The organism is Actinomyces israelii DSM 43320, from assembly GCF_000711965.1.
GTDB classification, from domain to species: domain Bacteria; phylum Actinomycetota; class Actinomycetes; order Actinomycetales; family Actinomycetaceae; genus Actinomyces; species Actinomyces israelii.
Genome location: NZ_JONS01000004.1, coordinates 117421 through 140320 on the forward strand (window position 1 = coordinate 117421; position 22900 = coordinate 140320).

The window sequence follows — 22900 nt, forward strand, 5'->3', positions numbered from 1 at the left end:
CCAATGAATCAGGAACGCAACATTACCCGTTTGGACGCTTTCACCTACCGCACGCTGATCGAGGGCGACCCGGTCATGCTCATCCCGGTGGGCTCCGTCGAGCAGCACGGCCCGCACATGCCCTTGGGTGTTGACATGATGCTGTCCACCAAGATGGCCGAGCTCGTGGCCGAGAAGACTGGCGCCCTGGTGGGCCCGACCATCACCACCGGATACAAGTCGCAGCAGCGCTCGGGGGGCGGCAACCACATCGTCGGCTCCTTCGGATTCGACGCCGCCACCGTCATCGGCATCTGCCGCACTTTCGTGCAGGAGTTCGCACGGCACGGACTCAAGAGTGTCGCGTTCGTCAACGGTCACTACGAGAACTACCAGTTCATCTACGAGGGTGTCGATCTGGCTCTGCGCGACCTGGCGGTGCAGGGCGCTCCTCAGGTGATGCTCTTGTCCTACTGGGACTTCGTGACCGAGAAGGTCATCTCTCGTCTGTACCCCGACGGTTTTCCGGGATGGGACGTCGAGCACGGCGGCGTGATGGAGACTTCGCTCATGCTCGAGTACTTCCCGGACCTGGTGCGCATGGAGCGTATCATGGACCTGCCCGCCGCCGACCTGCCTCCCTACGACCTGCTGCCCGTGGACCCGACGCTGACTCCGGAGTCCGGATGCCTCTCGTCCGCCGCAGACGCGAGCGCCGAGAAGGGGCGAATCCTTGCTGACTCCATTGTGACGGGCATCATCGGGGCTCTCCGGAGCAGATTCACGGTATAGGCGGCCCCCGGGCGTGCGGGGCTGTGTCAGGATTGCGGGTGATGGCCGGGCGCTCAGTGGGGCGAACGCGATCGCGACCAGGGAGCGCCGACGCGCGGAGGCTGGCAGAATTGCTCCCGATGAGAGCGATCGACCTGCGCCGGATACCATATGTGCTGTCATATCGCAGCGCTCTTCGCAGCTCGCGATGCGTTTGCGCGCACCGCGAGCCGTGCGAGCGCCGCACATCGGTCGATGAATGCCCTGCCGGCGGGCGGAGACCTCCGGGACGCCGCTCTCGCCGCTACTCAGTCGATCGTTGCCGGCAATACCGTCCTCGCCACCGATGAGACCCTGAAGAGGTTATGTGACCATGGATATTCGAGTACCTTCAAAGGATCCTGACTCGGAGGAGGCCCCTTCCGCCTCCGCTGCGACTCCCCAGGACCGGGATGACCGGGCCATCAAGTCTGTCAGTCTCCTCCTGGTCGGTGTCGTTGTTGTCGTCACCGTGTTCAACGGCGAGGTCGCCGCGCGCGCGATTGAGGTGTTTAGGACCTTCGTCACCCGCAACTTCACCTGGTATTTTGTGGTGCTTGCCACGTTGGCGTTGTTCTTCTGCATCTATATGGCAGCGGGAAGACGCGGATCCATCGTGCTCGGAGGAGAGGGCGCCAAGCCCGAGTACGGCCGCTTCGCCTGGTACTCGATGCTCTTCGCCTGCGGTCAGGGGATCGGACTGATCTTCTGGTCCGTCGCCGAGCCCGTCCTGGTCAAGGGCGACGATCCGATTCAGGACCGGATCAGTGTCGACAAGCTGGACGGCGCGCTGATCTGGGGATATTTCCACTGGGCGGTGCACGCATGGGCCATCTACTGTGTTGTCGCCCTGTGCCTGGCGCTCTCGTTCCACAACCGCAAAGCGGCGATGACATTCCGGGACGCCGTGGTCGGGATGTTCCCCGAGGGAGCCCGCCGGACGGTCGGTCTCGTGGTCGAGGTCATTGCGATCCTGGCGACGGTATTCGGGCTGTCTACTTCTTTCGCGTTTGCGGCCATGCAGCTCACGGCCGGCCTGGAGCAGACCTTCAACCTGGACGGCGGCGGCGTGATCCGCATGGTCGTCATCATTGGGATCGGCGTCCTGGCCGGGGCCAGTGTCTACCTGGGCATTGAGAAGGGCATGAAGCGCGTCAGCGAGGTCAACTCCATCTTGTCGATCGTGCTCGTCGTCGGAGTTCTTCTCGCCGGCCCGACCCTCTACCTGCTCTCGGTCCTGCCGCAGACTGCGGGTCAGTACCTCTGGTCGATGTGGTGGATGGGCACCTGGGCCGACGCCGGTTCCGCGATGGCTCCCCTGCACTCGTGGAAAGACAGCTGGAACGGCATGTGGACCGTGTTCATCTGGTGCTGGTGCTGGGCCTTCTCGCCGTTCGTCGGGTCGTTCATCGCTCGGATCTCTCGCGGCCGCTCGGTTCGAGAGTTCGTCATCGGCGTGCTCGGCATCCCGTCGGCGATCTGCGTCATCTGGATCGGTGTCGTCGGGGGCGCAGCTCTGTTCTACGACGAGACCAGAAACGGCGTGGTCACCAAGGCCGTCGGACAGGACACCTCGCTCGGGCTGTTCGCCATGCTGAAGGAGCTGCCCTACCGGCCGGTAGTTTTCGTTCTCCTGCTGGCCGCAACCATCCTGGTGGGAACCTACTACCTGACATCGCTGGATTCCGGCGTCCATGCGCTGAGCGGCTTCGTGTCCTCGGCCGCCAGGCCGTCGAGACTATTCCGGGTCGCGCTGGTTGCGGGTATCGCGGCCATCGCGTTTCTGCTCCTCAGCATCGGCGGTGAGAGCGTGGTCGGCACGGTTCAGACCGGTACTATTATCGGAGCGCTCCCCTATACCATCGTGGTGCTGCTAATGATGGCCAATACAGTCCGCCAGACGAATCTGGAGCCCGGGTCTCAGCAGGATCCCCCTCAGGGCTGATCTTCTCGCCCTCCGTGCAGGAAGCTTCAGCGGGTACTCGGGCAGCGGACTCCGGCGGCCCGTGAGGCTGGTCGCACGCAATTGGTGCGCCCTGCGCCGAGCGAGGCGACAGTCGTGATGCGGCCCGGGGCGCTGGCGCTGGAATCAGTACAGGGATTTCCTGGACGTTTTCTGCTAGACTGGCGCCATCCATCATGGCCATCTCCGGGAGTGCTCGGAACTGGTCTTCCGGACTCCCCCCGGCGCCAGTTCGCTCATCTTGTCCAGAGTCGGCATCGTTTGTCTCGACAGCACGATGAAGTGCTCTCGCAGTCAGCCAGTTGGTAATCGGTCCGCTTGCCTGCGGCCAGCCTGTTCCCGGTCCGCGGGAGGGCACCGCCATCGACCGTATAAGTATTCATAGGGTCTCGACACTCACCTCTGGAGTTGAATAGATGAACACTGTCTCCCATAGAACCGAAACCGCTCACGACAGAGATCCTGAGCGAGCGAAGACCTTGAAACGTGCCGCCACGGCAAGTTTCATCGGGAACTTCATCGAGTGGTTCGACTACGCCTCCTACGGCTATCTTGCGGGTGTCATCGGCGGCGTTTTCTTCCCGGAATCCGACAAGCAGGTTCAGCTGATGCTGTCCTTCGCCGTGTTCGCCACCTCCTTCATCCTGCGTCCCATCGGCGCCGTGGTCTGGGGCGCATGGGGGGACCGTCGCGGGCGCCGGTGGGCGCTGTCCTGGTCGATTCTTATCATGTCGGGCTCGACCTGCCTCATCGGCCTTCTGCCCACCTACGCCATGGTCGGGGTGTGGAGCGCTCTTGGTCTGCTCATCCTGCGCATGGTCCAGGGATTCTCTGCCTCCGGCGAGTACGCCGGCGCGGGAACGTTCCTGGCGGAGTACGCCCCGCCGGCGCGTCGCGGCATCTACACCTGCCTCGTTCCCGCCTCCACCGCCTGCGGCCTGCTCGCAGGCTCTCTCATGGTCTCGGGCATGCTCTTCGGCCTGGGGGGCGCGGACTCGCCCGCAATGACCCAGTGGGGCTGGCGCATCCCCTTCATCCTGGCGGGCCCACTGGGCCTCATCGGCCGTTACATCCGGGTGCATCTGGAGGACTCCCCCGCATACCAGGCAATGCGCGCGGAGCTGCCCCAGGAGCAGAAGGCGACACGATGGTTCGAGCCACTGGTCCGCCTGCTGCGGCACCACTGGCGCGAGACGCTCATCACCTTCGGCGTCTCCTGCCTCAACGCAGTGGCGTTCTACATGCTGCTGAGCTACATGCCCACCTATGTCACCGAGGAGCTCGGGTTCTCCTCGAACACCGCGAACCTGGCGACCTCCGTCATGCTCGTGGTCTACATCGTCTCCATTTTTATTATGGGGCACCTGTCCGACTCCTTCGGGAGACGGCGCATGCTCATCACCGCATGCGTCGCCTTCATTGTGATGTCCATCCCGCTGTTCGCCATAATGACCAGGGCCGGTGGGCGCCTCGGAATTGTGATCCTGTGCCAGATCGTCTTCGCCATCATCCTCACCGGCAATGACGGGACCCTCGCCACCTTCCTGGCGGAGTCCTTCCCCACCAACGTCCGCTACTCGGGGTTCGCCCTCTCCTTCAACAGCGCCAATGCGCTCCTGGGCGGTACGACGCCCTTCATCGTGACATGGCTCATCACGGTCACCGAATCGACACTCGTCCCGGCGGTCTACCTCACCGTAGTCTCGCTGATCGCCATGGTGGCGATCCTCGCCTCACGGGTCATCCACGGTTCAGAACTGATTGAGGCTCATCAATCCGGCTCGTCCTGAGGCCCGCGGCGAACCGGTCCGGTCCGGATGCACGGATCGCTTCCGCGCGCATAACTTTGCACCTTTTGCTATCCTACTTTGCTATGGCTACCCCCCTGTCTGCCACTTCTCGGTCGCCTCGTGGATCTCGGGGCGGTGCTCGCTCAACGGCGCGAGGGCAGGACCGTCGGCAGGCCATCATCGAGGCGGCTGCCGCGATCATCCGCGAGGAGGGGCCGTCCGCGGTCAGCCACCGTGCGGTCGCCAGGCGCGCCGGGTGCTCGTTGTCGGCGACGACCTACTACTTCAAGGGACTCGACGACCTGCTCTACCAGGCGGGTCTGGTCAATATCGCCATCTGGGCCTCGCGCGCCGAGCGCGTGGCGGACAAGGTCGAGGCCCTGGAACAGCTTCCCTCGCTGTCCGGACGGCTGGACCTGGTGCTTCAGGCGACGCTCCCGCCGGAGGGCCCGTACCTGGGGCACTACATTCAGCTCATCTCTGCAGGAACGGTCACGCCCGTCGAACAGGCCTATCGTCGGGGTCGGCAGCGCCTCAACACGGCCGTCGGCCGGCTGCTGAACCGGCTGGGGGTGGAGATTGAACCGGATCTGGTGATCGCGGTCGTCGACGGGGCGGCAGTGACCGCCCTGAGCGAGGGCCGTGACGTCCACGCCACCGCGGCCGATCTTCTCGGCAAGATCACCGGATTCTGGAGGCGGGCCGACCAGTAGGGGCCCGGCCGCGGCCTCACCACAGGACCGTGGGGTCGAGCTCGACCCGGACCGCGTCCTCCCGGCGGGCCGAGCGCTCGCGCTGGCGCACCCGCAGCATGGCGGCCAGCTCACGACCGCGGTCGACCCGCGTCCTGATCAGGGCCCGCACAGTGGCATCGCCCCCCGACGCCGATACCGGAGGCCGCTCCGCCTCCGGGCCGGGCGGGGCTGACGCCGGGCCCAGAGTCTCGAAGCCGGCGGACTCCGCCTGTGCGAGCAGCGCCTCCACCCCGTCGCGCGGCCCGTCCAGCCGGGCCGTACGCCACGCGGGGGGCAGGTGGAGGTCTGCGCGCTCGAGCAGGTCCTCCCGGGCGTAGCCCGCGTGGTCCCACCGTACCAGCGCCTGCGCGACCGACGGATCCGGGCCACCCAGAAGAATCACCCGTGCATCCGTTCGGGCCAGGACCACCGCATTGGTCCACCGGCGCAGCGCCTCCGCGCCGGCGCCGAGCTCGGGCCGGGAGGACAGGCACCCGCCGTCGAGCAGCAGGACCGCGCGGTACCCGCCGTCGGCGACCGGCTCGGCGCCGGGCGTGGCCACCACCAGGCGGGGCGAGGCATCGACGGACTCCACGACGCCGTGGGACTCGCGTGCACCGGAGACGACCACCGGCGTGCCGGGGAAGGCGCGTCCCAGCTCCTCACCGGTCCGGGTGCTGCCCGACCCGCGCATGCGCAGCCGGTCCTCCCCGCACGCGGGACAGGCCCAGTCGGCCGGCTCGCGAGCGCACCACCGGCAGGTGACCGCCCCGGCCCGCTCCATCGCCAGCGGGCCCCCGCAGCGAGGGCACCGGCCGACCTGCCCGCAGCGGCAGCAGACCACCACCGGCGCGTAGCCGGTCCGTGAGACCTGGACGAGGACCGGGCCGCCGGTCAGGGCGTCGCGCACCGCCCTGTGGGCGACCGAGGGGATCCGCGCCATCCCGGAGGCGCCCTCGGCCTCCAGCTGGAGCGCGCCCGGGGCCTGCACGCGCGCAACGGCGGCGCGCCTCAGCGGCCGCGCGGCACTCAGGTCCTCCGCCCAGCCCCGCTCCACATAGCTCTGCGCCTCGACGCTGCGCGAGTAGCCGGCCACGAGCAGCCCCGCGCCCTCCAGGCCGGAGCGCAGGGCCAGGACGGTGCGGGCGTGGGTGTAGGGGGCGTGGCGCTCATCGAGCCGGTTGTCGCCGTCGTCCCAGATGACCACCAGGCCCAGGGCGCGCACGGGCGCGAAGGCGGCGCCGCGGGTGCCCACCACGACGCGCGCAAGCCCGAGGAGCACGTGCAGGAACGCCCGGTAGCGGCGCGCGGGCCCGCCCTCCGCGGTCAGGGTGACGACCGGCTCGCCGCGCCCGGCGCCCGGCCCCCCGTTCAGCTCTTTGCCCAGCGCCGCCGCGACCGCCTCCGCCTGCGCCGCGGTGGCGACGACGACCAGGGCTCCCCTGCCCGACGCCAGGGCGGCCCGGACCGCATCGGCGAGCAGTGCGGTCCACCCGCGCACGAGGCCGACCCGTCCGGGCAGGGCGGTCCACACGGCGCGCGGCGCCCCGCCGTCGGCGAGCACGGCCAGGAACCCGCCCCCGCCGTAGGCGTCCCAGCCCTTCGCGGACGGCGCCCGCCAGCGCGGCGCCGGCGGCACCGCGCGGTCGCGCTCGGACCGCTCGGTGGAGGCGTGACGCGGCGGCACGGCGAGCCGCACGACGTCCGATCGCACTCCGGCGCTGCGCGTGGCGACCGCCTCGATCAGCGCCCGGGTCGCCCCGGTGAGCACCGGCAGGTCCGAGACCACCCGGCGGAGAGCCGCCAGCGTCCCGGGATGGGTCGTGGTCGCGCCGCGCTCCCAGACCCAGCCGCGCATGTCCTGCCCGCCGAAGCGGACGATCACGCTCGTGCCGACGGCGGCGGCGTCGTCGAGGTCCGGCGTGACCAGGTAGTCGAAGAGCCGGTCCAGGTGCGGCAGGGGGGAGTCGAGCAGCACCCGGGCCACGGGCGCGGCAACGCCCCGGCCCTCCACGGCGTGCTCGGAGGGCGCCGGGGCGGCCAGCAGCGCGCCCTGGGCGGGCCGCCCCCGGCGCCCCGCCCGGCTCACGGCACCGCCCGACACGAGTGGCGCGGCCTCACAGCGCCGCGCGCAGGTCCCCGGTGCGGCCGGTCTCCTCCCAGGAGAAGCCGTCGCGCCCGAAGTGCCCGTAGGCGCTGGTGGCCCGGTAGATGGGGCGGAGCAGGTCGAGGTCCCGCACGATCGCGGCCGGGCGCAGGTCGAAGACCTCCTCGACGGCGGCGGCGATCCGCGCGACGGGGACCGTCTCGGTGCCGAAGGTCTCGACGTACAGGCCCACGGGGCGGGCCGAGCCGATGGCGTAGGCGACCTGGATCTCGCACCGCTGCGCGAGTCCGGCCGCCACGACGTTCTTGGCGACCCAGCGCATGGCGTAGGAGGCGGAGCGATCCACCTTGGAGGGGTCCTTCCCCGAGAAGGCGCCACCGCCGTGGCGGGACATGCCGCCGTAGGTGTCCACAATGATCTTGCGCCCGGTCAGGCCCGCGTCCCCGGCGGGGCCGCCGATGACGAACTGCCCCGAGGGGTTGACCAGGATCTCGGCGTCGGCGGTCGCCAGCTGAATGCCCTTGGCCTCCTCGGCCTCGAGCACGGGACGGATCACCTCGGTGGTGATGGCGTCGGTCAGCCAGGCCCGGGTGCGACCCGGGTCGTGCTGGGTGGAGACCACCACGCCCGCCAGGCTCACCGCGCGGTCCCCGTCGTAGCCGATGGTGACCTGTGTCTTGCCGTCGGGGCGCAGCCCCGCCACGACGCCCTGCTTGCGCACCGCCGTCAGCCGCTCGGCCAGGCGGTGGGCCAGGTGGATCGGCAGCGGCATGAGCTCGGCCGTGTCCGTGCAGGCGTAGCCGAACATGAGGCCCTGGTCCCCCGCGCCCTGGAAGTCGAGGGGGTCCAGCCCCCCGGCGTCACTGACGCCTCCGGCGGCGCCGCGCACCTCGAGCGCCTTGTCCACGCCCGCAGCGATGTCCGGGGACTGCTGGCCGATGGAGATCGACACGCCGCAGGAGGCGCCGTCGAAGCAGACCTCGGAGGACGTGTAGCCGATCGACACGATCTCGGAGCGCACGATCTCGGGGATCTCGACGTAGGCGTCGGTGGTGACCTCCCCGGCGACGTGGACGAGCCCCGTAGTCACCATCGTCTCGACGGCCACGTGGGCGACCGGGTCCTGGGCGAGGATGGCATCGAGAATGGAGTCCGAGATGCGGTCGCAGACCTTGTCGGGGTGCCCCTCGGTGACGGACTCGGAGGTGAACAGACGGAGCGAGTTCGATGACATGTGGTTGTCGTCCTTGTGAGGTCGGTGGGTGCGGGTCTCGGATCGGGTACGGCAGCAGGCCGGCTCAGGCGTCCCACCAGGGACGCAGGGGATACCAGTGCCCGTCCCGGTCGGGCCCCGGGCGTACCGCGAGAAGCTGGTGGATCTGAATGTTGTCGCGCTCGAAGTTCCACCGCGCACCCGCCATGTACAGGCCCCACAGGAGCGAGGTCTGCGTGCCGGCGCTCTCGACGGCGGCGCCCCAGTGCTCCTGCAGGTTGCGGCACCAGTGCTCCAGGGTGAGGGCGTAGTGCTGGCGGAGGTTCTCCTCGTGAACCACCTCGAAGCCCGCGTCGTGCAGACGGGTCATGACCACGCCCGGTGCGGCGAGCTCGCCGTCCGGGAAGACGTATCGCCCGATGAAGGCTCCGGCGCGGTTCGGCTGGGTGGAGTCGCGGCGCGTGATCTGGTGGTTGAGGAGCCTGCCGCCGGGGTGCAGGAGGGAGAACATGGTCGAGAAGTACTCGTCGTAGTGGCGGACGCCGACGTGCTCCATCATGCCCAGGGAGCAGATGGCATCGAAGTCGCGCTCGGGCACCTGCCGGTAGTCCATGACGCGGGCCTCGGCCAGGTCGGACAGGCCCTCGCGGGCGATCCAGTCGTTGGCCCAGCGGGCCTGCGGCTCGGAGAGCGTGACGCCGATGGCCCGGATGCCGCGTCGCGCCGCCGCGACCAGCACTGAGCCCCAGCCGCAGCCGATGTCGAGCAGGCGCTGGCCGGGCGACAGGTCGAGCTTGTCGAGGACGAGGCGGATCTTGTTGGCCTGGGCGTCCTCGAGGGAGTCGCCCGGATCGGTGAACAGGGCGCAGGTGTAGGTCATCAGCGGGCCGAGGACCATCGAGTAGAAGCGGTTCGAGCGGTCGTAGTGGGACGAGACGGTGTCCTTGTCGCTCTGCTGGGTGTGGGAGCGCACGCCCGACAGCGCCCGCCGCCACGCCGGCGGGGTCTCGACCTGCGGGATCTCGGGCCGGCGGATCCCGTTCCTGCCCAGCGCGACGAGAATGCGACCCAGGTTGGAGACCGAGGGGCGCCGGACCCGCTCCCTGAGCTGTTCGAGGCCGTCGAAGGCCCTGTAGGGGTTGCCGGGCGAGACCCCGCGCACGGCGATCTTGCCCATGATGTAGGCGCGGGCGAGGCCGAGCTCTCCGGGGGCCGTGGCCAGGTAGCTGAGGGCCTGCGGGGAGACAACGTGCAGCTCGAGGCCGCCGCTCCGCGGGCCGACGGCGGAGCCGTCGTAGGCGGTAATGCGCACGGGCAGCGGCGGGGTCGTCACCGCCCTGACCATGTCCGCCACGGTCATGTCGGCTGTGGTGCAGGTGCTCGCTCCGGTCCTCTTCATGCAGATCACTCAGATCACTTCTGTGCGCGGCCCACGGCGACAGGGCTCCGCGCTGTCCTGATCCCCATAGTAGGCGCGCGCACCGGTGCGTCTGAAGAGCGAACGCCGTGCCCGCACGTGATTAATCAGACGTTCGCCGCCGGATTCAGAAGCGGCCGGGCAGCCTGCGGGCGACCAGGTCGATGAGAGCGCGGGCGACGTCGGTCTTGGAGCCCCGGGCCCTGGCGACCTCATGGCCCCGGCAGTCCAGGACGACGACGGCGTTGGGCACGTCGCCGAAGCCGGTGCGCTCCCCCACCAAGTTGACGGCCAGGAGGTCCGCGCCCTTGCGGCGCGCCTTGGCGGCGCCGTGGGCGAGCACATCGCCGTCGTCGTCACCGGTCTCCGCGGCGAAGCCCACCACGAGCGTCCGCCCGCCGTCACCGCGCGGCGGATCAGCGACCAGCCCGGCGAGGATGTCGGGATTCTCGACGAGCTCGATGCTCAGCCGGGTCGCGCCCGCCTCCCCGCCGCTGCGCAGGCCGCGCTTCTTGATCTTGGACGCAGCCGCCTCCGCGGGCCGGTAGTCGGCGACGGCAGCCGCCATCACCACGGCATCGGCGTCCCGGGCGGCCCGTCGGACAGCATCGCGCATCTCCATGGCGGTGCCGACGGGCACCACCTCCACCTCGCCCGGCAGCGCCGCGAGAACATCGCCGGCCACATAAGCGGCCACCAGGGTCGTGCGCGCACCGCGCTCGACGGCGGCGCGGGCCACGGCGGCGCCCTGGCGCCCCGAGGAGCGGTTGCCCAGGTAGCGCACCGGGTCGATCGGCTCACGGGTGCCGCCGGCGGAGACGACGACACGCCTGCCGGACAGGTCCGACGGATGCGGCACAGGGGCGATCCGCTGCGCCCGCCGCTCGGCGAGCACCGCCAGAGCCTCATCGACAATGCGCTCGGCCTCGGGCAGGCGGCCCTCCCCCGAGTCGGAGCCGGTCAGGCGCCCGGAGTCCGGCTCGATGACGCTCAGTCCGCGGCGGCGCAGCGTAGCCACGTTCTCCCGGGTCGCCGGGTTGGCCCACATCTGGGTGTGCATGGCGGGGGCGAGGACCACGGGGGCCGTCGTCGTCAGGATCGTCGCGGTCAGCAGGTCGTCGGCGCGACCTGCCGCGACCCGGGCCAGCAGATCCGCCGAGGCGGGGGCCACCACGACCAGGTCGGCCCACTCCCCCACCGCGACGTGCTCGACGGCGGCGGGGTCGTCGAAGACGCCGCTGCTCACCGGGCTCCCGGTCACCGCGGCGAGGGCGGGCGCGCCGATGAAGCGCAGCGCGGCCTGCGTCGCGAGGGTGCGGACCTCGTGACCGGCCCGCCGCAGGAGACGGATGACGAAGGGCGCCTTGTAGGCGGCGATGGATCCGGACACGCCGACGACGACGCGCCGCGGCCCGGTCGGGGCGGCGCTCAGAACTGGATCTCGTCGAGGTTCGTGGCGGCCGGCACGTCCTCGCTCTCCGCCGGGGCGGGCCTGGAGGCGTCGAGCGGGATGTCGGAGAACATGTCCTCCTCCGCGGCGCGCCGGGCCTTGTCGACCTCGGCGCGCCGGGCGCGGGCCTCGTCGCCCGGGATGACCTGGAGCTTGTCCTCGGCCACCTCGCGCAGGGCGATGCTCAACGGCTTCTCGTCGGGCTCGGCCTCCACCAGGGGGCCGAAGTAATCGAGCTGGTTGTCCTCCAGCTGCCGGGTGTAGGCGTTGATCTGCCGGGCGCGCTTGGCGGCCTCCACGACGAGCCCGTACTTGGAGTCGACCTTCTCGAGCAGGTCGTCGATCGGCGGGTTGGTGATGCCCTCGGGCTGTGCGGAGGTTCCGAGCATGTGCTTCTCCCCGTGTGGTGGACGTTCAAGGCGCTCAGCGCGCCCAACTGTAACCGGGACAGTCTAGCCGCTGAGCCCCAGCAGTCTCTCGAGCTCATCCGTGGCACGCACCACGGTGTCATTGACAATGATGTGGTCGAACTCCCCGGCCGCGTCCATCTCCGCGCGCGCGGTGACCAGGCGGCGCTCCTGCTCGGCCGCGTCCTCGGTGCCGCGTCCGGCGAGCCGCGCGACGAGCTCGTCCCAGCTCGGCGGCATGACGAAGACCAGCTGTGCGGACGGCATGGACCGACGAACCTGCCGCGCCCCCGCCAGGTCGATCTCGAGCAGGGCGGGGCGCCCGGCGTCGAGCTGGGCCTGAACGGGTCCGCGGGGCGTGCCGTAGCGGTGCGCCCCGTGAACCAGGGCCCACTCCAGCATCTGTCCGCTGCTGACGAGCCTGTCGAACTCGGCGTCCGACACGAAGTGGTAGTCCATCCCGTCTACCTCGCCGGGGCGGGGCGCCCGCGTGGTCGCCGAGACCGAGACGAACAGGCCGGGGTGGCGGCGGTGCAGCTCGGCGACGAGGGTCCCCTTGCCCACCGCGGTGGGGCCGGCGATCACGGTCAGGCGGGAGGAGGGCTGGGGGGCGGGGCGGGTCATGCACCGTATAATGCCGCACCGCGCTGCACGGTCTCAGCCCCTCAGCGCCGCCGACGCCTGCGCGGCCGCCGTCAGCGCCGCCGCGCGCAGGGCCGCCGGATCCGGTCCGGCGGCCAGCACGCCGCGGGATGTCGAGGCCAGCACATGACGCCGCGCCGCGCCGAACACGGACTCCAGCTCGGCGGCGCCCGCGCCCTGGGCGCCTACGCCCGGCGCCAGCAGCGGCGCATTGGCCCCGAGCAGGTCGATGCCGAGCTCGGCCACGGCTCCTCCGGTCGTCGCCCCGACCACAAGGCCGACGCCGCCGAGCCTGCCGGCGGCGCGCGCGGAGGCGTTCGAGCGGGCCGCGCCCGCCACGACGTCGGCCGCCACGGAGCGCGTGCGCCCCTGCCCTGTGCGCGCGTGCTGGACGCTCGCCCCCTCCGGGTTCGAGGTGAGCGCCAGGACGAAGACGCCCCGGCCGGTGCTGCGGGCGAGATCCAGGGCCGGGGTCAGCGAGCCGTACCCCAGGTAGGGCGAGACCGTGATGGCGTCCGCCGCCAGGGGGGCGCCGTCGGCGAGGTAGGCCTGGGCGTAGCCGCCCATGGTCGAGCCGATGTCGCCGCGCTTGACGTCCAGGATGGACAGGGTGCCGCAGGCGCGCAGCGCAGCAAGGGTCTCCTCCAGGACGGCGATGCCGGCGGCCCCGTGCCGCTCGAAGAAGGCCGACTGCGGCTTGACCGCCGCGACCCCGCCCCCGACGGCGTCCACGGCGCGCAGCGCGAAGTCCCTCAGTCCCCGCGGGCTGTCCGGCAGGCCCCAGGCGTCCAGAAGCGCCCGGTGGGGGTCGATGCCCACGCACAGCGGGCCGTGGGCGTCCATGGCCTCGGCGAGCGCAGCCCCGAAAGACGGCGCGCTCGCAGTGCCGCCGGTGATACCGGTGCCGGCGGTGCTCATGCCCGGGCCTCCCGTCTCGCCGCGCTCTGCCGGCGGGAGACCCTGTCGGCGCCGTGCTCCTGGAGGCTGCGGACGCGGAAGGGGCCGCGCAGCTGCGCCTCCAGGGCCTGGACGGCCGCCTGGAGCTCTTGGACGGTCGTGATGATGGGCCGGTCGGCGCTGGTCGTGGCCGCCCGGATGGAGTAGCCGTCGGCGCGGGCCCCCTGCCCCTTGGGGGTGTTGACGACCATGTCGATGGCGCCGGACTCGATGAGCCCGACGATCGTCTGCTCGCCGTGCGCGCCCCGCCCCTGGCTGACCTTGCGCACCGGGGTGGCGGGGATGCCGTTGCGGCGCAGGATCTGGGCCGTGCCCGTGGTGGCCAGGACGGTGAAGCCCAGCTCGGCCAGGCGGGCCACCGGCAGGATGATGGCGCGCTTGTCCCGGTCGGCCACCGAGACGAACAGGGTCCCCTCACTGGGCAGGCCGCCGTAGGCGCTCGCCTGCGACTTGGCGAAGGCCCGGGGGAAATCGACGTCGTAGCCCATGACCTCGCCGGTCGAGCGCATCTCCGGGCCCAGCACGGTGTCCACGATCCGCCCATTCGGCGTGCGGAAGCGGCGGAAGGGCAGGACCGCCTCCTTGACGGCGATCGGGTCGTAGAGATCGGTCACGGCGGCGTCCTCCCGCGGCAGGCGGCCCGCGGCCCTCAGGGACGCGATGGACTGGCCGGCCATGAGCAGGGCGGCGGCCTTGGCGAGCTGGACACCCGTGGCCTTGGAGACGAACGGGACGGTGCGGCTGGCGCGGGGATTGGCCTCGATGACGTAGAGGGTGTCGCTCATGAGGGCGAACTGGATGTTGATCAGGCCGCGCACCCCCACGCCGTCGGCGATGGCCCGCGTGGAGCGGCGGATCCGGGCGATCTCGGAGTCGGACAGGCTCATGGGCGGCAGCACGCAGGCGGAGTCGCCGGAGTGGATGCCGGCCTCCTCGATGTGCTCCATGACCCCGCCCAGGAACAGCTCGGAGCCGTCGTAGAGGGCGTCGACGTCGATCTCGACGGCGTCGTCGAGGAACCGGTCGATGAGCAGCGGGCCGTTGGCGCAGGCCCCGCCGGGCTCGGCGCCCGCGCGGCGCAGGTAGTCCACCAGGCCGTCCGCGTCGTAGACGATCTCCATGCCGCGCCCGCCCAGCACATAGCTGGGGCGCACGAGCACGGGGAAGCCGATCCGCCCGGCCACCGCCAGGGCCTGCTCGTCGGAGCGGGCCGTGCCGTGGGCGGGCGAGGGCAGGCCCGCCCGCTCCAGGACCACGCCAAAGGCCTGCCGGTCCTCCGCCGCGTCGATGGCCTCCGGGCTGGTGCCCAGGATCGGCACGCCGGCGGCCTTGAGGCGGGCGGCCAGGGACAGGGGGGTCTGCCCGCCGAGCTGGACGATCATGCCGGCTACCGGGCCCGCAGCCCTCTCGGCCTCGTAGACCTCCATGACGTCCTCGAAGGTGAGCGGCTCGAAGTAGAGCCGGTCGGACACGTCGTAGTCGGTGGAGACGGTCTCGGGGTTGCAGTTGACCATGACGGTCTCGTAGCGCTCGGCGAGGGCCAGGGCGGCGTGCACGCAGGAGTAGTCGAACTCGATGCCCTGGCCGATGCGGTTGGGGCCGGACCCCAGGATGATGACGGCCTCCCGCCCGCGCGGGGCGACCTCGGTCTCCATGTCGTAGCTGGAGTAGTGGTAGGGGGTGCGGGCCGCGAACTCGGCGGCGCAGGTGTCGACCGTCTTGTAGACCGGGCGCAGGCCGTAGGCGTGGCGGATCTCGCGGACCGTGTCCTCCCCGATGCCCCGCAGGTCGCCCACCTGGCGGTCGGAGAAGCCGTGGCGCTTGGCCTCGGCCAGGACCTGCGCGCTCAGCGCGGGGGCGTCGGCGACCGCCTCGGCGACGTCCTGCAGCAGCACCATCTGGTCCAGGAACCAGGGGTCGATGCCGGTGGCCTCGTGGAGCCGCTCGACGGCGGCGCCGCCGCGCACCGCCTGCTGGAGGTCGACGAGGCGGTGCTCGGCGGGCACCCGGATCGACTCCAGCAGGGCGGCGGTGTCCGCGGCATCCGGGCGCGGGCCGTTCCAGTGGAAGACCGCGCCCCTCTTGTCGATGGAGCGCATGGCCTTCTGGAGGGCCTCGGTGAAGGACCGGCCTATGGCCATGGCCTCGCCGACCGACTTCATGGTGGTGGTCAGCGTCGGGTCGGCGCTGCGGAACTTCTCGAAGGCGAAGCGCGGCACCTTGACCACCACGTAGTCGAGGGTCGGCTCGAAGGAGGCGGGCGTGGAGCCGGTGATGTCGTTGGGGATCTCGTCGAGGGTGTAGCCCACGGCCAGGCGGGCGGCGATCTTGGCGATGGGGAAGCCGGTCGCCTTGGAGGCCAGGGCCGAGGAGCGCGAGACGCGCGGGTTCATCTCGATGACGATAATGCGCCCGGTGACCGGGTCGACGGCGAACTGGATGTTGCAGCCGCCGGTGTCCACGCCGACCTCCCGGATGACGGCGATGCCGATATCGCGCAGGCGCTGCATCTCCCGGTCGGTCAGGGTCAGGGCCGGCGCGACGGTGATCGAGTCGCCGGTGTGGACCCCGACGGGGTCGACGTTCTCGATGGAGCACACGACGACGACATTGTCCGCCTTGTCGCGCATGAGCTCGAGCTCGTACTCCTTCCAGCCCAGGATGGACTCCTCCAGGAGCACCTCGGTGGTGCGGGAGGCCTCCAGGCCCTGCCCGCAGATGCGCTCCAGGTCGGCGGCGTCGCGGGCGATGCCGCTGCCGAGCCCGCCCATGGTGAAGGAGGGGCGCACCACCACGGGGTAGCCGCCCAGGGCCGCCACGGCCTCATGGCACTCGCCCAGGGTGCGGGCGATGACGGAGCGGGCGACCTGCGCCCCGCAGCGCTCGACGACCCGTTTGAACTCCTCACGGTCCTCGCCGGCGCTGATGGCCGTCGCGTCGGCGCCGATGAGCTCGACGCCGTAGTCGTCCAGGACGCCGGCCTCGACCAGGCTCATGGCGGCGTTGAGCCCCGTCTGCCCGCCGAGGGTGGGCAGAAGCGCGTCGGGGCGCTCCTTGGCGATGACGGCGGTCAGGACCTCGGTGGTGATGGGCTCGACGTAGGTGGCGTCGGCGATGTCCGGGTCGGTCATGATCGTCGCCGGGTTGGAGTTGACCAGGATCACCCGGATGCCCTCGCCGCGCAGCACGCGGCAGGCCTGGGTGCCGGAGTAGTCGAACTCGCAGGCCTGGCCGATGACGATCGGACCGGAGCCGATGACCAGGACGGAGCGGATGTCGGGGCGCAGCGGCATGTCAGTCGTCCTCTCGGGCCGTCTCGGGCGCTGGGCCGTCACGACCGTCACGAGCGGCGCGATGGTCGGTCATGAGCCGCACGAAGCGGTCGAACAGGTGCTCCCCGTCGTGGGGGCCGGCGGCCGCCTCGGGGTGGAACTGCACGGAGAAGGCCGGCAGGTCCAGGGCTCGCAGCCCCTCGACGACGTTGTCGTTCAGTCCGACGTGGGAGACCTCGACGCGCCCGTAGCGGCCGTCGTCGTAGGGCGCCAGGCTGGGCCCGCAGATCGGGGCGTCGACCGCGAAGCCGTGGTTGTGGGCGGTGATCTCCACGCGCCCGGTGGTGCGGTCGAGGACCGGCTGGTTGACGCCGCGGTGACCGTAGTCGAGCTTGTAGGTGCCGTAGCCCAGCGCGCGGCCGAAGATCTGGTTGCCCAGGCAGATGCCGAAGAAGGGGATGCGGGCGTCCAGTACGCCGCGCAGCATCTCGACCTCGCTGCGGGCGGTGCCGGGGTCTCCCGGCCCGTTGGAGAAGAACACGCCGTCCGGGTGGAGGGCGAGCACCTCCTCGAAGACGGTGCTCTGCGGCAGGACGTGGACGCGCACGCCCCGCTCGGCGAGCTGCCACGGGGTGCGGGCCTTGATCCCCAGGTCGATGGCGGCGACGACGGCGACCGGGTCGCGTCCCTCGAAGCGCCCGGAGGGCTCGACGACGTAGTGCTCCCGGGTGCTGACCTCGGCGGCCAGGGCCTGGCCGGCCATCGGGGGCGCGGCGCGCACGGCCTCGAGGCAGACGTCGACGGCGGCCTGGGACGGCCCGCCCGCGTCGGCGGCGCCCGCGGGCAGGGCGTCCGAGGAGAAGATGCCCGCCCGCATGGCGCCGCGCTCGCGCAGGTGCCGGGTCAGCGCCCGGGTGTCGACCCCGCAGACGCCCACCACGCCCGCGGCCGCCAGCTCGTCCTCCAGCTCGCGGCGGCTGCGCCAGCTGGAGGCGCGTCGCGCGGGATCGCGCACGACGTAGCCGGCGACCCAGATGCGCGACGACTCGCGGTCCTCGTCGTTGACGCCGGTGTTGCCGATGTGCGGCGCCGTCATGACGACGATCTGGCGGTGGTAGGACGGGTCGGTGAGCGTCTCCTGGTAGCCGGTCATGCCGGTGTTGAAGACGATCTCCCCGACCGTTCGCCCCGTGGCCCCGTAGGACCTGCCGCGCAGGACGTACCCGTCCTCCAGGACCAGCAGAGCGATCTCGCGGGCGCCGGGACGCAGCGACGCGGACGCGCCGGGCGCTGCGGGTGCTGCGGGCACCGGTCAGGCCTCCCGGGTATGGACCGGGGCGCCGTCGAGCACGGTGGCGCGCCCGTGCAGGAAGGTGGCCGCCACCCGGCCGGGCAGCTCCATGCCCGCGTAGGGGGTGTTGGCCGAGTGCGTCCACTGCGTCGAGCCGTCGACGGTGCGCCGCACCTCGGGGTCGACCAGCGTGACGTTCGCGGGCGCGCCCGCCTCCAGGCCCCGCCCCTGGTCGGTCAGCCGCCCGATCTCGGCCGGCACGGCGGACATGACGCGGGCCAGGTCCCGCCAGCTCATGCGCCCGGTGGACACCATGGTCTCAATGAGGACCGGCAGCGCCGTCTCCAGGCCCGTCATGCCGAAGGCGCCGGCCTGCCACTCGCAGTCCTTGTCCTCCACGGGGTGGGGGGCGTGGTCGGTGCCGACCACGTCGATGGTGCCGTCGGCCAGGGCCTCGCGCACCGCCTCGACGTCCTCGGCCGTGCGCAGCGGCGGGTTGACCTTGTACAGGGGCGAGTAGGTGCGCGCCATCTCGTCGGTCAGCAGCAGGTGGTGCGGGGTCACCTCGGCAGTCACGTCAATCCCGCGGGCCTTGGCCCAGCGGATAATGTCGACGCTGCCGGCGGTCGACAGGTGGCACACGTGAAGACGGCTGCCCACGTGCTGGGCGAGCAGGACGTCGCGGGCGATGATCGACTCCTCGGCCACGGCGGGCCAGCCGCGCAGACCCAGCTCGGCGGAGAGGACGCCCTCGTGCATCTGGGAGCCCTCGGTCAGGCGGGGGTCCTGCGCGTGCTGGGCGATGACGCCGTCGAAGCTCTTGACGTACTCCAGGGCGCGGCGCATGAGGACGGGGTCGGCCACGCACCGGCCGTCGTCGGAGAAGACCCGCACCCGGGCGGCGCAGTGCGCCATGGCGCTCATCTCGGACAGGTGCCTGCCCTCCAGGCCCGCGCTCACGGCGCCGACCGGGTGGACATCGACCCAGCCGGCCTCGCGGCCCAGGCGCAGCACCTGCTCCACGACGCCGGCGTTGTCCTGCACGGGGGTGGTGTTGGCCATGGCGAACACGGAGGTGTACCCGCCCACGGCGGCGGCGCGGGTGCCGGTGAAGATCGTCTCGGCGGACTCGCTGCCGGGCTCGCGCAGGTGGGTGTGGATGTCGACCAGGCCGGGCAGGGCCACGAGGCCGTCCGCGTCGCAGCGCACGGCGTCGGCCGGGGCCCGGGCGGCCGCGTCGGGGCCGATGGCGGCGATGACGCCGTCGGCCAGGAGGATGTCGGCGGCGTCCTCGCCGTAGGGGCGGGCGCCCGTCAGGAGGTAGGGGGTCACAGCTGGTTCCCTTCGTCGGCGAGGAGGAGGTAGAGGGCGGCCATGCGGACGGACACGCCGTTGCCGACCTGCTCGATCACGCGCGAGCGGGGGTCGTCGGCCGCCTCCGCGGTGATCTCCAGGCCCCGGTTCATGGGCCCGGGGTGCATGACAATGGCGTGCTCCGGCATGGCCGCGCGCCGGGCGAGGTCCAGGCCGTAGGCCTGCGAGTACTCCGCGGGACTGGGGAAGAAGCCGCCGCCGGCGGCGCTCATGCGCTCGCGCTGGATGCGCAGCATCATGACGGCGTCGGGCCGGACGGCCTCGATCGTGGCGTCCAGGTCGTAGGAGACGTCGCAGGTCCAGTCGTCCATGCCCACGGGCAGGAGGGTCGGCGGGGCGACGAGGGTGACGCGGGCCCCCAGGGCGGTCATGAGATCCACGTTGGAGCGGGCCACCCGGGAGTGGAGGATGTCTCCGACGATCACGACCTTCGCCCCGGACAGATCGCGCCCCTGCGGCGCCGGGGAGCCGTCGGCACCGCCGTCGGGCGCGTACCAGCGGCGCAGGGTCATGGCGTCCAGGAGGGCCTGGGTGGGGTGCTGGTGGGTGCCGTCGCCCGCATTGAGGACCGGCACCCTGATCCAGCCCGCGTGGGCGAGCAGGTGAGCCGCCCCGCACGCGGAGTGGCGGATGACGACGGCGTCGGCGCCCATGGCCATAATGGTCTGGGCGGTGTCCTTCAGGGACTCGCCCTTGGAGACGCTCGAGCCCTTGGCGGAGAAGTTGATGACGTCTGCGCTCAGCCGCTTGGCGGCCGCCTCGAAGGACAGGCGCGTGCGGGTGGAGTCCTCGAAGAAGAGGTTGACGACGGTCTTGCCGCGCAGGGTGGGCAGCTTCTTGACGGCGTGGCGCTGGGTGGCGGCCATCGCCTCGGCGGTGTCGAGGACCATGACGGCCTCGTCGCGAGTCAGGTCCTTGGCGGAGAGCAGGTGCTTCATCGGGTGGCCTCCTCGGCCGCGGCCAGGTCGTGGATGGTGACGGCGTCCTCGGCCGCGCCCAGCTCGCTCAGCGAGACGACGACCTTCTCGGTGCGGGATGTCGGCAGGTTCTTGCCGACGTAGTCGGCGCGGATCGGCAGCTCGCGGTGACCGCGGTCGACCAGGACGGCGAGCTGGACGGCCCGTGCGCGTCCGATCGAGCCCAGGGCGTCCAGGGCGGCGCGGATGGTGCGCCCGGAGTACAGGACGTCGTCGACCAGGACGACGGTGCGCCCCTCCAGGGTGCCGCCGGGGATGAACGTGGGCTGGGGGACGCGGATCGGGTGGCGCCCCAGGTCGTCGCGGAACATGGTGATGTCCAGCGTCCCGACCGGGACGGAGGCGGCGGCCGGCTGGGAGCCGGTCAGGGCGGCGTCCTCCGCCAGCGCGATGCTCAGAGCCTCGCCGAGGCGGCGGGCCAGCGGCACCCCCCCGGACGGGATGCCGAGGAGGATGACGTCATCGACGCCGCGGTTGCGCTCAACGACCTCGTGAGCAATGCGGACGAGGGAGCGCTTGATCTCGGCTGCGCCGAGGATCTGCTTCCCGGTGGACTGGTTTTCGGCCACGGTCAGTGGACCTCCTTCTCCGCCTCACTGGACGGGCTTCAAGGATGTCTGGCGCTGCCGATCGTAGCGCGGGCCGCTCCCCCGGGCTCGCCCAACCGGCTCCTGGAGCGAGCCGGGAGGAACCTCACACCGTGCGGCGGCTGCGCTCAGGCGTAGGGGGCCTGGGCGTAGGGGACCTGCTGCTCGATCGTGACGCCCAGGGCGCGGATCTTGACGGTCAGAGCAATGTGCGCGAACAGCAGCCCGAGTCCGGCGATCGCCGCCGCGATCAGCATGGCGTTTCCGGAGGAGACGCTGTCGTCGTAGAACCCGGGGACGAAGAGAAGCATGACCGCCGGTACGCCCTGCAGGACGGAGGCGCCCAGGAGGCCGCCCATCATGCCCCCGGCGCCGGACCACTGCGCGGGCTGCCGGCCCGCCCCGCCGCCGCTCGCCCTCACGCACGCCGCCAGGGACAGCCCGAAGGAGGTGGCCCAGGCCAGGCAGACCAGCGCGGGCACGATGAGCACACTTATGAATGCGATCAGGGTGGCGGCGACCGTGGTCCCGTCCGTCCAGGAGTCGCTGGTGGCGAGTACCAGGACCACGCCCAGCACGGCAAGAACCTGGATCGCGACCGAGACGGTCCCGGTGATCACCGCGCCGAGCCCCAGCCCGCGGGTGGTCCGCCGGCCCTTCTCCGCGACCTCCTCGGGGCTGAGCGGCGGGACGATGAATATGGGCGCGGGCATGGGCATGACCGGCATGTAAGGGCTCCCGCCGGGAGCGTACGGCGCCGCGCCCGGGCCGCCCTGCGCCGCGCCCGGGCCGTGGGCGGGTTCGGCGGCGTACGGGTTCCCGGCATGACCTTGATCAGCCGCATAAGGGCCGGACTCGTACGGCGATGGGTACTGCCCCATGACTCGGCTCCTTCGGTGCGTACGTGGCGGCGGCCGTCCCGACAGCGGGGGGCGGCAGTGACGGGTACAGCCTAAACGCTGCCCCGCGATGGGGAGCGCCCGCCTCCGGACGGCCGCCGATCAGCGGTGATCGGCGAGCAGCTGCGCCAGGCTGAGCGGACGGCGTCCGGTGAGGCGCTCGACGTCGTCCGTCACACGGTCGAGAGCGCCGGAGGCGATAGCGGTGTAGGTGGACACCCAGGCGTCGACCTCCCAGTCGGGGGCGCCGTAGACCGAGCGGGAGGCGTAGGCCTCCTCAAGGGTCTGCTCACGGTAGACGGTGGGCCGCCCGGTGGCCCTGGCGATGACGGCGGCAGCCTCGGCCAGCGTGAGGGCCTCGGGACCGGTGAGCTCGTAGACGGCGCCGTCGTGCCGGCGGTCCCCGGCGGCGAGGCCGCGGATGACGGCGGCGGCGGCCCGGGCGACCGCGCCCACGCGCCCCGTCCCGGCGGGCCCGGCGATGACGCCGTCGACGGCCAGGTCGGGGAGGAAGTCGGCGTAGAAGGAGTCGCGCAGAACGGTCAGGCCCATTCCCGAGGCGCGCAGATGCTCCTCGGTGGCCCAGTGGGTCCGCGCCAGGGTGAAGACGGCGTCCGGCGCGGCGCTAAGGAAGCTCGTGTAGACGATGTGACGCACCCCGGCGGCCGCGGCGGCGTCGATGAAGGTCCTGTGCTGGGTCAGCCGGTCGGCGGACTCGGAGGCGGAGACCATGAGGAGGATGTCGACGCCTGTCAGGGCGGCGGTGGCGGCCCGCCGGTCGCCATATCTCGCGACGGCGACGTCGTCGGCCCACTCCGGAGCGCGGGAGGCGTTGCGCACCACGAGCCGGGGGGCCAGTCCTCCGGCCCGCAGCTGCGCGGCGACCGCGCCGCCGATCCTCCCCGTGGCGCCGGTCACCGCGACCAGGGGTGATGAGGTCGATGACGGATCATGCTGATGCGGGCTCATGGTGTATGCGCTCCTTTCGAGGACGGTGGCGCGTCAGGAACCGGGCCGGTCCCGGCGCGGTG

At 71.5% G+C, this 22900-nt stretch carries 18 protein-coding genes and 1 pseudogene; 5 read left to right on the top strand and 14 right to left on the bottom strand.

What is annotated here, in order from left to right; all coding sequences use genetic code 11:
- Window positions 1-30 precede the first annotated feature (30 nt).
- The 5 genes and pseudogenes from O145_RS03110 to O145_RS03125 all read left to right on the top strand — a co-directional run bounded on the left by O145_RS03110 (window position 31) and on the right by O145_RS03125 (window position 5255).
- Window positions 31-771 (top strand): creatininase, encoded by a 741-nt coding sequence (locus O145_RS03110; RefSeq protein WP_229118309.1) that lies wholly within the window; start codon window positions 31-33, stop codon window positions 769-771.
- A gap of 352 nt (window positions 772-1123) precedes the next feature.
- Window positions 1124-2734 carry a BCCT family transporter gene (locus O145_RS03115; RefSeq protein WP_043559771.1) on the top strand — a complete coding sequence of 537 codons (1611 nt, stop codon included), beginning with the start codon at window positions 1124-1126 and terminating at the stop codon, window positions 2732-2734.
- 434 nt (window positions 2735-3168) lie between these two features.
- Window positions 3169-4542 (top strand): MFS transporter, encoded by a 1374-nt coding sequence (locus tag O145_RS03120; RefSeq protein ID WP_043559607.1) that lies wholly within the window; start codon window positions 3169-3171, stop codon window positions 4540-4542.
- Between the two features lie 83 nt (window positions 4543-4625).
- Window positions 4626-4790: pseudogene (locus O145_RS20015) on the top strand (TetR/AcrR family transcriptional regulator); the annotation flags it as partial.
- A 15-nt stretch (window positions 4791-4805) separates the two neighbouring features.
- Entirely contained in the window at window positions 4806-5255 is a 450-nt protein-coding gene (locus tag O145_RS03125) for a TetR/AcrR family transcriptional regulator (protein ID WP_458859319.1), read from the top strand.
- A gap of 16 nt (window positions 5256-5271) precedes the next feature.
- Here O145_RS03125 and O145_RS03130 read toward each other — a convergent pair whose 3' ends face one another.
- The 14 genes from O145_RS03130 to O145_RS03195 all read right to left on the bottom strand — a co-directional run bounded on the left by O145_RS03130 (window position 5272) and on the right by O145_RS03195 (window position 22838).
- Window positions 5272-7365 (bottom strand): primosomal protein N' family DNA-binding protein, encoded by a 2094-nt coding sequence (locus O145_RS03130; protein ID WP_458859318.1) that lies wholly within the window; start codon window positions 7363-7365, stop codon window positions 5272-5274.
- 28 nt (window positions 7366-7393) lie between these two features.
- Window positions 7394-8617, bottom strand: a complete 1224-nt coding sequence (metK, locus tag O145_RS03135) for a methionine adenosyltransferase (protein ID WP_043559611.1) — start codon at window positions 8615-8617, stop codon at window positions 7394-7396.
- 64 nt (window positions 8618-8681) lie between these two features.
- The gene (locus tag O145_RS03140; RefSeq protein WP_052374594.1) at window positions 8682-9995 is read right to left on the bottom strand and encodes an SAM-dependent methyltransferase; all 1314 of its coding nucleotides are present in this window, start codon (window positions 9993-9995) and stop codon (window positions 8682-8684) included.
- Between the two features lie 145 nt (window positions 9996-10140).
- Complete coding sequence (gene coaBC / locus O145_RS03145; protein ID WP_043559616.1) at window positions 10141-11445, bottom strand: bifunctional phosphopantothenoylcysteine decarboxylase/phosphopantothenate--cysteine ligase CoaBC; 1305 nt, start codon at window positions 11443-11445, stop codon at window positions 10141-10143.
- Entirely contained in the window at window positions 11442-11852 is a 411-nt protein-coding gene (rpoZ, locus tag O145_RS03150; RefSeq protein WP_043559619.1) for a DNA-directed RNA polymerase subunit omega, read from the bottom strand. The genes coaBC and rpoZ overlap by 4 nt, the downstream gene beginning before the upstream one ends.
- 63 nt (window positions 11853-11915) lie before the next feature.
- Complete coding sequence (gene gmk, locus O145_RS03155) at window positions 11916-12494, bottom strand: guanylate kinase (RefSeq protein WP_043559622.1); 579 nt, start codon at window positions 12492-12494, stop codon at window positions 11916-11918.
- A 33-nt stretch (window positions 12495-12527) separates the two neighbouring features.
- Window positions 12528-13430, bottom strand: a complete 903-nt coding sequence (gene pyrF / locus O145_RS03160) for an orotidine-5'-phosphate decarboxylase (RefSeq protein ID WP_043559625.1) — start codon at window positions 13428-13430, stop codon at window positions 12528-12530.
- A complete protein-coding gene (gene carB / locus O145_RS03165; protein ID WP_043559628.1) occupies window positions 13427-16762 on the bottom strand; it encodes a carbamoyl-phosphate synthase large subunit in 3336 nt (1111 codons plus the stop codon). The genes pyrF and carB overlap by 4 nt, the downstream gene beginning before the upstream one ends.
- A 1-nt stretch (window position 16763) precedes the next feature.
- Window positions 16764-18050, bottom strand: coding sequence for a glutamine-hydrolyzing carbamoyl-phosphate synthase small subunit (carA, locus tag O145_RS03170; protein WP_084682334.1), 1287 nt, complete (start codon window positions 18048-18050; stop codon window positions 16764-16766).
- Window positions 18051-18053: 3 nt separating this feature from the next.
- Window positions 18054-19364 (bottom strand): dihydroorotase, encoded by a 1311-nt coding sequence (locus O145_RS03175; protein ID WP_043559631.1) that lies wholly within the window; start codon window positions 19362-19364, stop codon window positions 18054-18056.
- On the bottom strand, window positions 19361-20344 hold the full coding sequence (locus tag O145_RS03180) for an aspartate carbamoyltransferase catalytic subunit (RefSeq protein WP_043559634.1): 984 nt from the start codon (window positions 20342-20344) through the stop codon (window positions 19361-19363). The genes O145_RS03175 and O145_RS03180 overlap by 4 nt, the downstream gene beginning before the upstream one ends.
- Window positions 20341-20952 carry a bifunctional pyr operon transcriptional regulator/uracil phosphoribosyltransferase PyrR gene (gene pyrR, locus O145_RS03185; RefSeq protein ID WP_043559637.1) on the bottom strand — a complete coding sequence of 204 codons (612 nt, stop codon included), beginning with the start codon at window positions 20950-20952 and terminating at the stop codon, window positions 20341-20343. The genes O145_RS03180 and pyrR overlap by 4 nt, the downstream gene beginning before the upstream one ends.
- Before the next feature lie 146 nt (window positions 20953-21098).
- Window positions 21099-21851 (bottom strand): hypothetical protein, encoded by a 753-nt coding sequence (locus O145_RS03190; protein ID WP_156966577.1) that lies wholly within the window; start codon window positions 21849-21851, stop codon window positions 21099-21101.
- 120 nt (window positions 21852-21971) lie between these two features.
- On the bottom strand, window positions 21972-22838 hold the full coding sequence (locus O145_RS03195) for an NAD(P)H-binding protein (protein ID WP_043559644.1): 867 nt from the start codon (window positions 22836-22838) through the stop codon (window positions 21972-21974).
- Window positions 22839-22900 lie beyond the last annotated feature (62 nt).

Bases quoted from the DNA above. Each gene is read 5' to 3' on its own strand.
- O145_RS03195 (WP_043559644.1), bottom strand. From the start codon at position 22,838: ATGAGCCCGCATCAGCATGATCCGTCATCGACCTCATCACCCCTGGTC.
- O145_RS03115 (WP_043559771.1), top strand. From the start codon at position 1,124: ATGGATATTCGAGTACCTTCAAAGGATCCTGACTCGGAGGAGGCCCCT.
- O145_RS03190 (WP_156966577.1), bottom strand. From the start codon at position 21,851: ATGGGGCAGTACCCATCGCCGTACGAGTCCGGCCCTTATGCGGCTGAT.
- carB (WP_043559628.1), bottom strand. From the start codon at position 16,762: ATGCCGCTGCGCCCCGACATCCGCTCCGTCCTGGTCATCGGCTCCGGT.
- gmk (WP_043559622.1), bottom strand. From the start codon at position 12,494: ATGACCCGCCCCGCCCCCCAGCCCTCCTCCCGCCTGACCGTGATCGCC.
- O145_RS03140 (WP_052374594.1), bottom strand. From the start codon at position 9,995: ATGAAGAGGACCGGAGCGAGCACCTGCACCACAGCCGACATGACCGTG.
- metK (WP_043559611.1), bottom strand. From the start codon at position 8,617: ATGTCATCGAACTCGCTCCGTCTGTTCACCTCCGAGTCCGTCACCGAG.
- pyrF (WP_043559625.1), bottom strand. From the start codon at position 13,430: ATGAGCACCGCCGGCACCGGTATCACCGGCGGCACTGCGAGCGCGCCG.
- rpoZ (WP_043559619.1), bottom strand. From the start codon at position 11,852: ATGCTCGGAACCTCCGCACAGCCCGAGGGCATCACCAACCCGCCGATC.
- O145_RS03120 (WP_043559607.1), top strand. From the start codon at position 3,169: ATGAACACTGTCTCCCATAGAACCGAAACCGCTCACGACAGAGATCCT.
- O145_RS03180 (WP_043559634.1), bottom strand. From the start codon at position 20,344: ATGAAGCACCTGCTCTCCGCCAAGGACCTGACTCGCGACGAGGCCGTC.